Here is a 13,239-nt window from a genome sequence, read left to right as displayed (position 1 = left end):
GCCAGAACCTATTCTCCGTGGAATTCGAAAATCTATACGTTAAGAAAAAATCCCCGCATATAAATTTACAGCAATGAAAAAATTTAAATTTACCATAAACGGCAACGAATATTCGACTGAGATTATCAATATCGAAGACAATATTGCAGAGATCGAAGTTAACGGCTCATTCTACAAGGTGGAAGTTGGCAAAGAAATCAAAACGACTAAAACACCAAAACTGGTTCGTCCGAAGGCTATACCATCGACAGATGCCCATCCTTCCGTTGCTAAAACGAGTAGCCCATCAGCTCCTAAAGGTGGCGGAACAATAAAGTCGCCACTTCCTGGAGTAATCCTTGAAGTCTATGTCAAAGAAGGTGATTCAGTTAAGCGAGGAGATAAAGTTTTGATGTTGGAAGCCATGAAAATGGAAAACAACATTGAGGCTGACAAGGATGGAAAAATCGTTTCCATTCATAAGCAAAAAGGCGATTCTGTTATGGAAGGCGACGTGTTAATTACCATCGGTTAAAGTAAAGGAGAGTTAACATGGAGACATCGTTTATTGATTTTATTATAGAACACTTAGCTCAGTTTCTGCAATTTACAGCATTTGCTAACCTAACCTTTGGCCACTTGATTATGATCGTGGTTGGCTTAGTGTTTATTTATCTGGCAATTGCGAAAGAATTCGAACCGATGCTGCTTATCCCTATTGGATTCGGGATTATTGTTGGAAATATTGCCTTTACCCCCGGCTTCAAAATTGGGGTTTACGAATCCGGCAGCGTACTCAACTACCTCTATTTTGGGGTGACACAGGGAGTATATCCTCCACTTATATTTTTGGGTATTGGCGCAATGACCGACTTCTCTGCGTTGATTTCAAACCCCAAATTAATCTTAATTGGTGCAGCAGCTCAGTTTGGTATCTTTGGAGCATACAGTATTGCATTGGCGCTTGGTTTTAGCCCGGCTGAAGCTGGTGCGATTGGTATCATCGGTGGTGCTGATGGTCCGACTGCGATCTTTATTTCTTCAAAACTGGCTCCCGATTTGATGGGCGCTATCGCAATCTCTGCTTATTCCTACATGGCCTTGGTTCCTGTAATTCAACCGCCTATCATGCGCTTGCTGACAAACAAAAAAGAGCGACTGATTCGGATGAGACCTCCACGTGCTGTATCAAAAAAGGAAAAATTGATCTTTGCGATCTCCGGAATGCTATTAACAACTTTTATAGTACCAAGTGGCCTTCCGCTTTTAGGCATGCTTTTCTTCGGAAACCTGCTGAAAGAAAGTGGCGTAACCAAACGTTTGGCCGATACTGCCAAAGGACCGCTGATCGACATTGTCACTATTTTGCTGGGACTAACAGTAGGTGCATCAACTCAAGCAACAACTTTCCTGACTTGGAAGTCAATCGGAATATTCGTTTTGGGAGCACTATCATTCGTGATAGCGACTACTTTTGGTGTGTTGTTCGTTAAATTTATCAACCTCTTTCTAAAAGAAGGAAATAAAATCAACCCTTTGATCGGTAACTCCGGGGTTTCTGCTGTTCCTGACAGTGCCAGAGTTTCTCAAGTTGTTGGTTTGGAATACGATAAAACAAACCATCTGCTAATGCATGCGATGGGGCCAAACGTAGCCGGAGTAATTGGCTCGGCTATTGCAGCCGGTATCTTGCTTAGCTTCCTTATGTAGATCATACACAATTCAAATGATAAACAAAAAAGCTTCCCGGTTGGGAAGCTTTTTTGTTATCTAATAAGATCCAGCTGTGGGCCTGCGCTCACAAGCTCTTTCCCCTCCGGTGTATCTGTATAATCTTTAAAATTTTTAATGAAAAGCTCCGCAAGATGAATTGCCTTCTTTTCCCATTCATCTTCCTTTTGGTAGGTTCCCCTAGGATCCAGAATGGTTGGATTTACATCATGTAAAGCTATTGGTATCTCAAGATTAAAAATCGGGATTATCTTTGTTTCAGCATTTTCAATTGAACCATCCAATATAGCATCAATAATAGCTCGGGTGTCTTTAATTGAAATTCGTTTTCCCGTTCCGTTCCAACCTGTATTTACCAAATAAGCAATTGCATTGTTCTGCTCCATCCTCTTAACCAGTTCTTCGCCATATTTTGTTGGATGAAGACTCAGGAAAGCAGAACCAAAACAAGCAGAAAAAGTCGGTTGTGGTTCATCAATACCCCGTTCTGTTCCGGCAAGCTTTGCCGTAAAGCCAGAGAGAAAATGATACTTGGTTTGGTCTGGTGTTAGTTTTGAAACCGGTGGTAAAACACCAAAAGCGTCAGCCGACAAAAAGATCACCTTATGAGCCGGTCCGGCTTTCGATACAGGCCAAACAATATTGTCGATATGGTATATCGGATAAGAAACACGAGTATTTTCAGTAACCGACGAATCATTGAAATCAATTTTACCATTTTGGTCTACAGTAACATTTTCGAGCAAAGCATTTCGTTTAATGGCATGGTATATATCTGGTTCTGATTCAGCATCAAGCCGAATTGTTTTCGCGTAACAACCACCCTCTAAATTAAAGACTCCGTCGTCATCCCATCCGTGCTCATCATCGCCAATTAACTGTCGGTGCGGATCGGTAGACAGGGTCGTCTTACCGGTTCCCGACAAACCAAAAAATATCGCTGTTTCACCATCGTATCCAACATTCGCGGAACAATGCATCGAGGCAATTCCTTGCAACGGTAGATAATAGTTCATCATTGCAAAGATCCCCTTTTTCATCTCTCCTCCGTACCAGGTACCACCTATGACCTGCATCTTTTCGGTCAAATTAAATACAGTAAAGTTCTCTGAATGAAGCCCTTGTTCTTTCCAATTCGGATTGGTTACTTTCGAGCCATTCAACACAACAAAATCAGGCTCGCCATAATTTTCCAGCTCTTCTTCCGTCGGCCGAATAAACATATTTTTCACAAAATGGGCTTGCCAGGCAACATCAACTACGAATCGAACTTTCATCCGGCTATCTGCATTAGCTCCGCAAAATGTATCTATCACAAACAACTTTTCGCATGAAAGGTGATTCGCCACCAAGCTTTTAAGGTGAGCCCATATTGCCGGTGTTATTGGCTTATTATCGTTCTTTACTTTCTCAGATGTCCACCAAATTGTATCCTTGGTCGTTTCGTCCCAAACGATGTATTTGTCTTTAGGTGATCTTCCCGTAAAAACACCTGTCATTACATTTACTGCGTCCAACTCCGTAATCTGTCCTCGTTCAAAGCCGGTTAATTCCGGCCTCATCTCCTCCTCGAAAAGTACTTCGTAAGATGGATTATAAACTATTTCTTTAACATCATGAATTCCGTAGGTTGATAAATCTAAATTTTTCATATGAAAACGGCTAATGAAGTTCGTAAAAATAAGATGAGAACGAGATGAAAATCAAGTCGCGACAGGAATTCGAGCGACTTTTTTCTTCAATCATTTCATGCAAGCTACTAAAAAAATAAGACAGCATTTATATAAATGCTGTCTTATAGAACATAAACTTCATGATCGCTTTAGATAAATGCCATCATAAACTTGATGTTAGAAATAATCGCCAACTATGAACGCGGGTGGAAATGCGTGATTGTATTTCTCAGATAATCACGATCCAAATGCGTATAAATTTCAGTGGTTAAAATTGACTCATGTCCTAACATTTCCTGAACCGCCCGAAGGTCTGCACCACCAGAAATCAAGTGAGTTGCAAACGAGTGACGGAAGGTATGTGGACTAATTTTTTTGTTCAATCCTACTTTTTCTGCCAGGTTCTTAATAATCGTAAAAATCATTACCCGACTCAGTTTCTTCCCTCTCCGATTCAGGAATAATACATTTTCACTTTCCGGACTAATTTTCAACGTTTTCCGATAACCTTGAAGGTATTTGGTAATTTCCTCAACAGCTTTTGAACTCACAGGAACCAATCTTTCTTTCTCTGATTTACCTTCGACTTTGATAAAGCCCTGGTCGAAAAATAAGTTCGTTACTTTCAGGTTCACTAATTCGGAAACACGCAATCCGCAACTGTAAAGAGTTTCGAGCATGGCTTTGTTACGTTGCCCTTCCGATTTGGTTAGGTCAACTCCATCGATAATTAAATCGATCTCCTCCATCGTCAGCACGTCAGGCAATTTACGTCCAATTTTGGGTGACTCCAATAACGTAGTTGGGTCGCTATTAATCTTTCCTTCCATCAATAAATATTTGAAGAAAGATTTAATTCCTGAAATTGTCCTGGCCTGCGTACGAGGACTTACACCACGATCGTTAATGTGTTCAATAAAGCTGCGTAGATGATTAATCCTCACCTTCTCCGGCGTGAGCTTTTTAAAGGCCTCATCCAGAAAAGCCATCAACTTATTAATGTCGTTGATGTATGCAGCGATCGAATTCTGAGAGAGCGATTTCTCCAGTCTCAAAAAAGTCTCAAATCCTTTTTTACTATCTTCCCATTTCATAATAAAAAAAATTAATTTTTTTCTAAGATCATTTTAAATAATTTTGATTCCATTTTTGAGGAACATGATCCAACAAACGTTTCTAAAATAGTTTCTTCCCCAAGATTACATAATTTTAAATACGGCGCTGGATTGATAAAGTTACTAGAATTTTTATAAAAGTGAAATAAAAATGAAAATACTGTTAATTAACGGACCCAACTTAAACCTGCTAGGTAAAAGAGAGAAAGGCATTTACGGAGAAATGAGCTTTGAAACATATTTAAACGAATTGGTTACTAAGTTTCAGACGGTAGACATAGAGTATTATCAATCGAACGTTGAAGGTGAGTTAATAAATAAACTTCACGAAGTTGGCTTTTCCTATGATGGAATTGTAATTAACGCGGGTGCTTATACACATACTTCGGTTGCTCTGCGCGATGCGATAGCTGGTATAAACACACCGGTTGTCGAAGTTCATATTTCAAATATTCTTACCCGTGAAAATTTCCGGCATGAATCGATTATCGGGCCTGCTTGCAAGGGAAGTATTATGGGGTTTGGGCTCGATTCGTACCGTTTAGGAATAGAAAGTTTCCTTAGAAATTAACATTTGAGTTAATTCTTCCTTACCAATCAAAATGTTTTATTCCGCTTTAATAAAATTACCTATTTTTGAGGCCCCATAATATATATCGTTCGAAATGAAACACACAAAAATCGTAGCTACAATCTCGGATCTTAGATGTGATCCTGAGTTCTTAAAAACCCTGTATGATTCCGGAATGAATGTTGTTCGTATGAACACAGCTCATATGACCCCTGAATCTGCAAAACCAGTCATTAGTAACATTCGTTCCGTATCTGAGAAGATCGCCATCCTGGTTGATACCAAAGGGCCTGAAATCAGAACGCTCGGCATCGATGAACCATTGGTTGTTGCCGAAGGTGAATTGGTTGAAGTGTCTGGTATTATTCGCGAAAAAAGCGAAGCCGGCCGTCAAAAGTTCAGCGTGTCTTATGACAGAATGCACAAAGAAATTCCTATCGGCGGAACAATCCTGATCGACGATGGCGAGACTGGAATGACTGTTATTGAAAGAGAAGCAGACTATGTAGTTTGCCGTATTGATAATAAAGGCAAAATCAAAAACAAGAAAAGTGTGAATACTCCGGGATTCACCGTTGATCTTCCTTCTATTTCAGAAAAAGACGAATCGTTCATCAAATTTTCTGCAGAACTAGGAGTTGACTTTATCGCTCACTCTTTTGTTCGTAATGCTCAGGATGTAATTGATGTTCAGAAAATTCTTGATCAATTCAACAGCCCGATCAAAATTATCGCTAAAATCGAAAACCTTGATGGTGTAGAAAACATCGATGAGATTTTAGATCATGCTTACGGAATCATGGTTGCCCGCGGCGACTTGGGTATTGAAATTCCGGCGCAAAAAATTCCTGGAATCCAACGCCATTTGATCAAAAAATGTGTTGAACGGAAAAAGCCAGTTATCGTAGCAACACAAATGCTACACACGATGATTGACAATCCACGTCCAACTCGTGCTGAAGTTAGTGATGTTGCCAATGCAATTTTCTCACGTGCTGATGCGATTATGCTTAGTGGTGAAACTGCTTACGGTAACTACCCTATAGAAGCCGTTAGGATCATGAACAAAATTGCTAACGAAGTTGAGCATAGCAAGGACAAACGTAACGACATTACTATTCCGTTGGTTGAAAACGAAGTTGCTGCATTCTTGGCTGAATCTGCAATCCACGCTTCAAATGAGTTGCCTACAAAAGCAATCGTAACCAACACTAAAACAGGAAGAACGGCTCGTTATTTAGCAGCTTTCCGTGGTTCGAAAACTGTTTATGCTCAATGTTATGAGCCAAATGTTGCTCGCCAGTTGGCTTTATCTTATGGCGTTTACGCTGATGTAATTGAGCCTAAAAAAGATAAATTCAAAATGGTTCGTAGCTGCTTGAAAGCATTAACTGAAAACGGAACACTGAAGAACGAAGATCAAATCGTTTATGTTGGTGGTAGTTTCGGTATTGGTGGCGGTTCTACTTTCCTCGAAATCTCTACAGTTGAAAAACTAACACAAAAGGAATTAGACAAATAGTCGATTCCAATCAAGTATAAAAAAAAGGAGCTCAATTGAGCTCCTTTTTTTTATACCTGATATTGTGGGACTATCTTAAATCAATTACATCCACTCCCGGATGTTTAGCCTTATCGAAGCTGAACATTGCATCAGGAGCCTGCACATCTGTTTTAAAGTCATTCACACGAATGATATAAACATTGCCTTCCTGCGCATACATCTCAGCTTTCCGAATCAACAATTTCTCCTTATCGATTAGGATACGGATTTTGGAGTATTCGATATCGTCATTTTCAGGAAACAAATCGATGAGGTATGAATTCTTTCCTTCAATCACTTTTTCTTCAACGAAACGATATGAAAATCCGTCTTCGTAAATCGTAAAAATTTTGGATGGATTCATCATCTCTCCCGTTTCATCATCCAATGGCGAAATTGTAACTTCATTCGCATCTTTCATGTAGGTAGACACCTCACTTCCATTGCAGTAAATTTCCAACCCTAAATCAGAGAGTTTCAACAGATATTTGTCACCTTTCATGATGATATTTCCTTTGTTCTCTTCATGAATGTCCATTTGTTTGTTATCCATGATGTAATCAAAGTTCGCCTGGATTGTCGCATAAGATCGTGTCTTTTGACTTACGTTTTCCAGAATTGACTTGGCTTTCTGATCTATCTGAGCCGAAACAGTTAAAACCATCAACAAGAGCCCTACGAAGGACAATAATTTTTTCATTTTCTAATTCTTTTTACAAACTGTTCAATAATTGTTCCAAACTATATTCATCCTGAACCATAACCTGCCGGGCTTTGCTACCCTCACTTGCGCCAACTATTCCAGCTGCCTCAAGTTGATCCATAATTCGACCAGCCCGATTATATCCAATTGAAAATTTACGTTGAATCATCGATGTAGACCCCATCTGGTTCATTACAACCACCCGAGCTGCATCGTCAAATAATTCGTCCCGGTTATTCAAGTCGGTTCCGAGGTTGCTCCCCTCTGTATCACCCACATACTCCGGCAACAAAAATGCAGTCGGATATCCTTGCTGAGCAGCAATATGTTCGCAAATTCGTTCTACTTCGGGAGTGTCAACAAAAGCACATTGCAAACGGGTCATGCTGCTTCCCATTGCAATTAACATATCGCCCTTACCAATTAGCTGGTTTGCACCGGGCGTATCCAGAATTGTGCGGGAGTCGATCATTGAAGCCACTTTAAAGGCTATCCGAGTCGGGAAGTTGGCTTTAATTACTCCCGTGATAATATTGGTTGACGGTCGTTGTGTTGCAATAATCATGTGTATACCAACCGCGCGGGCCAACTGAGCGATACGGGCAATCGGCAACTCAATTTCCTTACCGGCTGTCATAATTAAATCGGCAAACTCATCAATAATTACTACGATGTAAGGTAAAAACCGATGTCCTTTCTCCGGATTCAACCTACGTTCAGCAAATTTCGCATTATACTCTTTTATATTTCGCGCATGTGCCTTCTTCAGCAAATCGTAGCGACTATCCATTTCAATATTCAACGAGTTCAGCGTGTTCTTCACTTTTTGAATATCCGTAATAATAGGTTCTTCGTCGTCTGGCAGCTTAGCCAAAAAGTGTTTTTCAATGGTCGAATATAAACTCAATTCCACCTTTTTGGGATCGATCATCACCAGTTTTAACTGCGACGGATGCTTTTTATAGAGCAACGACGAAATAATGGCATTCAATCCCACCGATTTACCCTGCCCTGTTGCACCTGCCACCAAGATGTGGGGCATTTTAGCCAAATCAATCAGGAAAGTTTCGTTTGAAATCGTTTTCCCCAAAACCACTGGTAGTTCTGCGGTGCTCTCCTGAAATTTCTTCGACGACACGATCGATCTCATGGAAACAACTTCGGGCTGTTGGTTTGGAACTTCGATACCGATGGTACCTCGCCCCGGAATCGGGGCAATAATCCGGATACCAAGTGCGGCCAAACTTAATGCAATATCATCTTCCAGGTTTTTAATTTTTGAGATCCGCACTCCGGGCGCGGGCACAATTTCGTACAGCGTAATTGTAGGCCCAATCGTTGCACGAATTTTTGTGATCTCAATTTTATAGTGACGAAGCGTTTCAACAATTTTGTTCTTGTTTGAAATCAACTCCTCATTACTAACTTCATTACTCCCGGAAGGATGGTCGTCCAACAGATCTACTGTTGGGAATTTGTAGTTCGACAAATCTAGCGTAGGATCATATGGCGTATCTCCGATGGTTCCTTCAAAATGTTCATCCGTTTCCTCTTCCACCTTTTCAACTGTCATCTCCAGATCGTCATCTTCAGATTCAGTGGCCGAATCTTCCATTTTTTTAGCGACGTGATCCTTAATTGCTGAAACATCGAATTTTTCTTCGATCTCCAATTCATCCTGATCCGGCTCAAACACGGTTTCCACAGAATTATTCTCAGTTATGACTTTTGAAATGCTATTGTCTTGTTCAATCAACTCACCAAGTTTTACATCCTCATCCCTCAACAATGCCTCTTTTGGCTCTGCCTTCACCCGCTTCGGAAATAAATTCTTCAACCATGGAGCAAACTTTTCAGTTCCGAAAAGAATGATCAGAAACAACGCGCATAGCAAAAGGAAAAGAGCTCCAACATAACCGAACATCGAACTAAACCAATTGGCCAAAAACAGTCCGTTTTTTCCTCCTAAATACAGAAAACTGTTGGATTGAAAACCGGACACAATCAATCCGAGAAAAACGGAAACCCAGAAGATCAAAATCAAACTGAACACCAAGGCTCGTCCATATTTCACCAACGGACGTCCGAATATTTGAAATGAGGTTACAATAAGCAGGTATACAAATCCGAATGACGACAATCCAAAGCCGCGGTTAATAAACAACTCACTTAAAAAAGCACCGGTTTTACCCGCCTTGTTCTGCACTCGGATGTCGGCATTTTTAACCAACGAACGCCAAGAAATATCCAATTTACTATGGTCAGCTGATCCGTGGATTAAAAAGGAAATAAACGCCAACAACAAATAAAGCCCCAAAAGAAAAAGCACAATACCAACAGTATAGCGGAATTTATCACTTTTCAGAAAGGCTTTTATTTTCGGAATCGCACCGGTTCCATTTTTCTTAGTCTTCGCTTTACTCTTTTTTGCCATGGGATTTTGTAAAATTCGGTTGCAAAGTTAACGAATTTTAAGCCGATTATCTTGCCTCGCCAATGAACTTAAAAATATTAAGCCGGAAGTTTTATCAACAGCAAAGTCTTGAAAATTTACCTGAATATTGAAAATGGACATCCACCGTTTTTAAAACAATCAGAATTGCTAAATATCACCTTGTTCTTCATGCGATAAAATCAACCAAATTCTGCCTTTCCCGAAGCGAATACGATTCATCCGACCTGTTCAAAAGCATCTGCATTTTACCGAAACAGAAATAAAAAACAGTTTTTTGCAAATCACCTATCCGTAAGTTTGTTTTAGCTGAAAAGTATCGAAAATTCTAATTACTCAATTATGACAAAACTGGCAGTGGTCGCTCTCGGCGGAAATGCCCTTTTGAGAGGGAACGAAATTGGCACCATTGAAGAACAGGAAGCCAATACGACGGAAACACTCGAAAATATTGTATTTCTCATCAAAGAAGGATACAATCTTGTCATTACCTATGGCAATGGTCCTCAGGTGGGAAATATTTTAATGAGAAACGATGCCGGAGAGCAGCTATATAAGATTGCCCCGATGCCGCTGGACGTCTGTGTGGCTGATTCGCAGGGAGGTATAGGCTACATGATTGAACGAATGCTGCGAAATGTTCTTAATCAAAATCATATTGAGAAGCACATTATATCGATGATTGGAATGGTGACTGTAGACCCCGATGACAAGGCTTTTAGCAACCAAACGAATCGGAAAAACCTATTCGCAAGACGAAGCTGATAGTCTTAGGGCCAGGAAAGGGTGGCAATTTAAGCAATCGGAGAAAAACAGCGTTGGCTGGAGACGGGTTGTCCCCTCACCCAACCCAATTGACATACTAAACAAGGATGTGATTGAAACCCTTGCCCGATCCGGCAACATCGTAATTTCGGCCGGGGGTGGAGGTATTCCTGTATTCTACGATCAGCAGGGCAACCTCAGAACTGTAGACGCCGTAATCGACAAAGACATGACCTCATCGTTACTTGCTGCGGAAATCGGAGCAAACGAGTTCTATATTTTAACAGATGTACCTTTTATCTATGAGAATTTTGGCTTGCCTGGTCAAAAAAAACTTGAATTTTTAAACTACTCGGATACAAAGATGCACCTCGAAAAAGGTACTTTTGGTGAAGGGAGCATGGCTCCGAAAATTAAAGCATGCCTCAACTTCATCGAACGCGGTGGTGATAAAAGCATCATTACCGAAGCCCGCAAATTAGCCGACAAAAGCTTCGGGTCGAAAATTACGAAAGAGTATGAATTATAATATTAAGAATCTGAGATATGACTATCAATTTAAAAAAAAGAAACTTTTTAAAGCTTTTAGATTTCACCAGTCAGGAAATCGACTATCTCCTTCAGTTATCGTCCAAGCTTAAAGGTCAAAAGAAGAATGGCATTGAACAGCAAAAGCTGAAAGGAAAAAACATTGCGCTTATATTCGAGAAAACATCAACGCGTACCCGATGCGCTTTTGAAGTCGCGGCTTTCGATCAGGGAGCCCACGTTAGCTATCTGGGACCAACCGGAACACAAATTGGTCTGAAAGAGTCGATGAAAGACACTGCTCGCGTGCTGGGACGAATGTACGATGGAATTGAATATCGGGGATTCGGGCAGGAAATTGTTGAAGAACTGGCGCGATTTGCCGGTGTTCCGGTCTGGAATGGTTTGACTAACGAATACCATCCGACACAGATTTTAGCCGACTTATTAACGATAAAGGAGCATTCAAAAAAGCCGCTCTCGGAGATCAAGCTATGTTATTTGGGTGATGCCCGATTCAATATGGGCAACTCACTAATGGTGGGGTCGGCCAAAATGGGAATTGATTTCCGCATTGCAGCACCAGCCGACTGCCAACCCAAAGCCGATTTGGTGACTTCCTGCAAGGATATAGCCAAACACTCCGGAGCGAAAATTACGATAACCGACGATTTAGCCGAAGCTGTAATTGGTTGCGATTTTCTATACACCGATGTTTGGGTTTCGATGGGCGAACCCGAAAATATCTGGGAAGAGCGGATAAAATTATTGAAACCATACCAAGTCAACCAACAAGCGATGAAGCTTACCGGAAATCCGAATGTCAAATTCCTGCATTGCCTGCCGGCCTTTCACAACCGGGAAACAAAAGTGGGTGAAGAAATATTTCAAAAATATGGGCTCTCAGCATTAGAAGTAACTGAAGAAGTTTTTGAAAGTGATGCGTCGATTGTTTTTGACCAAGCTGAAAACAGGATGCACACAATTAAAGCCGTAATGGTTGCAACTTTAGCCTAATCCCCCCTCAATACAACTAGTAATTTCAGGCATACAACCACAATTTTGGAGACACAAGGCGAAAGTTGGAATAAGTTTTTCCAATAGTCGATAAATAATTCCATTTAGTCCTTAATTCTGCAATCTAAAAAGCTTGAATGAAGGCAACGGAAGAAAAATAGCCTATCTTTGTGCGCTGAAAAACTCTTAAACATTTCATTATGAAAGCATTTGTATTCCCTGGCCAGGGAGCTCAGTTCCCAGGAATGGGAAAAGACTTGTACGAAAACTCTCCGTTGGCCAAAGAATTATTTGATAAAGCCAACGAAATTCTTGGTTTCAACATTACAGAAATCATGTTCGAAGGTACTGTTGATGATTTAAAACAGACCAAAGTTACTCAACCGGCCATTTTCCTGCATTCGGTAATTTTAGCGAAAACACTAAACGATTTCAAACCCGAAATGGTTGCGGGCCACTCTTTAGGTGAATTTTCCGCCTTGGTTGCCAATGGTACTTTGACTTTTGAAGACGGCTTGAAATTAGTTTCGCAACGCGCCATGGCAATGCAAAAAGCTTGCGAGAAAGAACCATCAACGATGGCTGCAATCGTTGGCTTAGATGATGCCACTGTTGAAGAGGTATGTACTTCGGTTGACGCGATTGTTGTTCCGGCAAATTATAACTGCCCCGGGCAACTCGTAATTTCAGGAAGTATGGAAGGAATTGACAAAGCTTGCGAACTATTAACTGAAAAAGGAGCCAAACGCGCTTTGAAATTAGTTGTTGGCGGTGCATTCCACTCTCCACTAATGGAGCCTGCCCGTGAAGAACTGGCTGCAGCGATTGAAGCCACAACGTTTAGCACTCCAATTTGTCCGGTTTATCAAAACGTAAATGCACAACCAGTGTCTGATGCATCTCAAATCAAAGAAAATTTGATCGCGCAGTTAACCGCACCGGTAAAATGGACACAAACTGTTGAGAACATGCTCAAGGACGGGGCCACGCTGTTCACTGAAATCGGCCCCGGAAAAGTGCTGCAAGGACTGATTAAAAAAGTTGACAGAAGCGCTGAAACAAAAGGTGTTGATAGCTATATTGCTTAATCGTCTGATACCTGAAAACAGAACATGGAATTGCCTGTAATCTGGCAGTTCCATGTTTTTTTTTGAGTTTACCC

The 13,239-nt window shown here is 40.8% G+C and carries 12 protein-coding genes; 8 read left to right on the top strand and 4 right to left on the bottom strand.

The window, feature by feature from the left end; genetic code table 11:
* The first annotated feature begins 73 nt into the window (after positions 1-73).
* Together ABZD21_RS06710 and ABZD21_RS06705 are read left to right on the top strand one after the other, a co-directional pair.
* Positions 74-514, top strand: a complete 441-nt coding sequence (locus ABZD21_RS06710) for an acetyl-CoA carboxylase biotin carboxyl carrier protein subunit (RefSeq protein WP_372773856.1) — start codon at positions 74-76, stop codon at positions 512-514.
* Between the two features lie 17 nt (positions 515-531).
* Entirely contained in the window at positions 532-1,689 is a 1,158-nt protein-coding gene (locus ABZD21_RS06705) for a sodium ion-translocating decarboxylase subunit beta (RefSeq protein ID WP_372773855.1), read from the top strand.
* Positions 1,690-1,745: 56 nt separating this feature from the next.
* Here the strand turns inward: ABZD21_RS06705 and pckA are convergent, their stop codons facing one another.
* Complete coding sequence (gene pckA, locus ABZD21_RS06700; protein WP_372773854.1) at positions 1,746-3,362, bottom strand: phosphoenolpyruvate carboxykinase (ATP); 1,617 nt, start codon at positions 3,360-3,362, stop codon at positions 1,746-1,748.
* A gap of 215 nt (positions 3,363-3,577) precedes the next feature.
* Positions 3,578-4,477 (bottom strand): site-specific tyrosine recombinase XerD, encoded by a 900-nt coding sequence (gene xerD / locus ABZD21_RS06695; protein ID WP_372773853.1) that lies wholly within the window; start codon positions 4,475-4,477, stop codon positions 3,578-3,580.
* Between the two features lie 172 nt (positions 4,478-4,649).
* Between xerD and aroQ the strand changes: the two genes are divergently transcribed.
* Positions 4,650-5,069 carry a type II 3-dehydroquinate dehydratase gene (gene aroQ / locus ABZD21_RS06690; protein ID WP_372773852.1) on the top strand — a complete coding sequence of 140 codons (420 nt, stop codon included), beginning with the start codon at positions 4,650-4,652 and terminating at the stop codon, positions 5,067-5,069.
* 94 nt (positions 5,070-5,163) lie between these two features.
* Positions 5,164-6,591, top strand: a complete 1,428-nt coding sequence (pyk, locus tag ABZD21_RS06685) for a pyruvate kinase (protein ID WP_372773851.1) — start codon at positions 5,164-5,166, stop codon at positions 6,589-6,591.
* A gap of 70 nt (positions 6,592-6,661) precedes the next feature.
* On the opposite strand, the gene ABZD21_RS06680 is transcribed toward pyk, so the two are convergent.
* Positions 6,662-7,312, bottom strand: coding sequence for an outer membrane lipoprotein carrier protein LolA (locus ABZD21_RS06680; protein WP_372773850.1), 651 nt, complete (start codon positions 7,310-7,312; stop codon positions 6,662-6,664).
* A 13-nt stretch (positions 7,313-7,325) separates the two neighbouring features.
* The gene (locus ABZD21_RS06675; RefSeq protein ID WP_372773849.1) at positions 7,326-9,749 is read right to left on the bottom strand and encodes a DNA translocase FtsK 4TM domain-containing protein; all 2,424 of its coding nucleotides are present in this window, start codon (positions 9,747-9,749) and stop codon (positions 7,326-7,328) included.
* 360 nt (positions 9,750-10,109) lie between these two features.
* Between ABZD21_RS06675 and ABZD21_RS06670 the strand changes: the two genes are divergently transcribed.
* The 4 genes from ABZD21_RS06670 to fabD all read left to right on the top strand — a co-directional run bounded on the left by ABZD21_RS06670 (position 10,110) and on the right by fabD (position 13,165).
* Complete coding sequence (locus ABZD21_RS06670) at positions 10,110-10,532, top strand: hypothetical protein (protein WP_372773848.1); 423 nt, start codon at positions 10,110-10,112, stop codon at positions 10,530-10,532.
* Positions 10,474-11,061 (top strand): hypothetical protein, encoded by a 588-nt coding sequence (locus ABZD21_RS06665; RefSeq protein ID WP_372773847.1) that lies wholly within the window; start codon positions 10,474-10,476, stop codon positions 11,059-11,061. Before ABZD21_RS06670 ends, ABZD21_RS06665 begins: the two co-directional genes overlap by 59 nt.
* 17 nt (positions 11,062-11,078) lie before the next feature.
* Positions 11,079-12,077, top strand: coding sequence for an ornithine carbamoyltransferase (gene argF, locus ABZD21_RS06660; RefSeq protein WP_372773846.1), 999 nt, complete (start codon positions 11,079-11,081; stop codon positions 12,075-12,077).
* A gap of 200 nt (positions 12,078-12,277) precedes the next feature.
* Complete coding sequence (gene fabD / locus ABZD21_RS06655) at positions 12,278-13,165, top strand: ACP S-malonyltransferase (RefSeq protein ID WP_372773845.1); 888 nt, start codon at positions 12,278-12,280, stop codon at positions 13,163-13,165.
* Positions 13,166-13,239 lie beyond the last annotated feature (74 nt).

Source organism: Mangrovibacterium sp. (assembly GCF_041596335.1).
Taxonomy (GTDB): Bacteria; Bacteroidota; Bacteroidia; order Bacteroidales; family Prolixibacteraceae; genus Mangrovibacterium.
The sequence above is the reverse complement of the archived record's forward strand: the minus strand, read 5'-3'. Positions and strand labels throughout refer to the sequence as shown.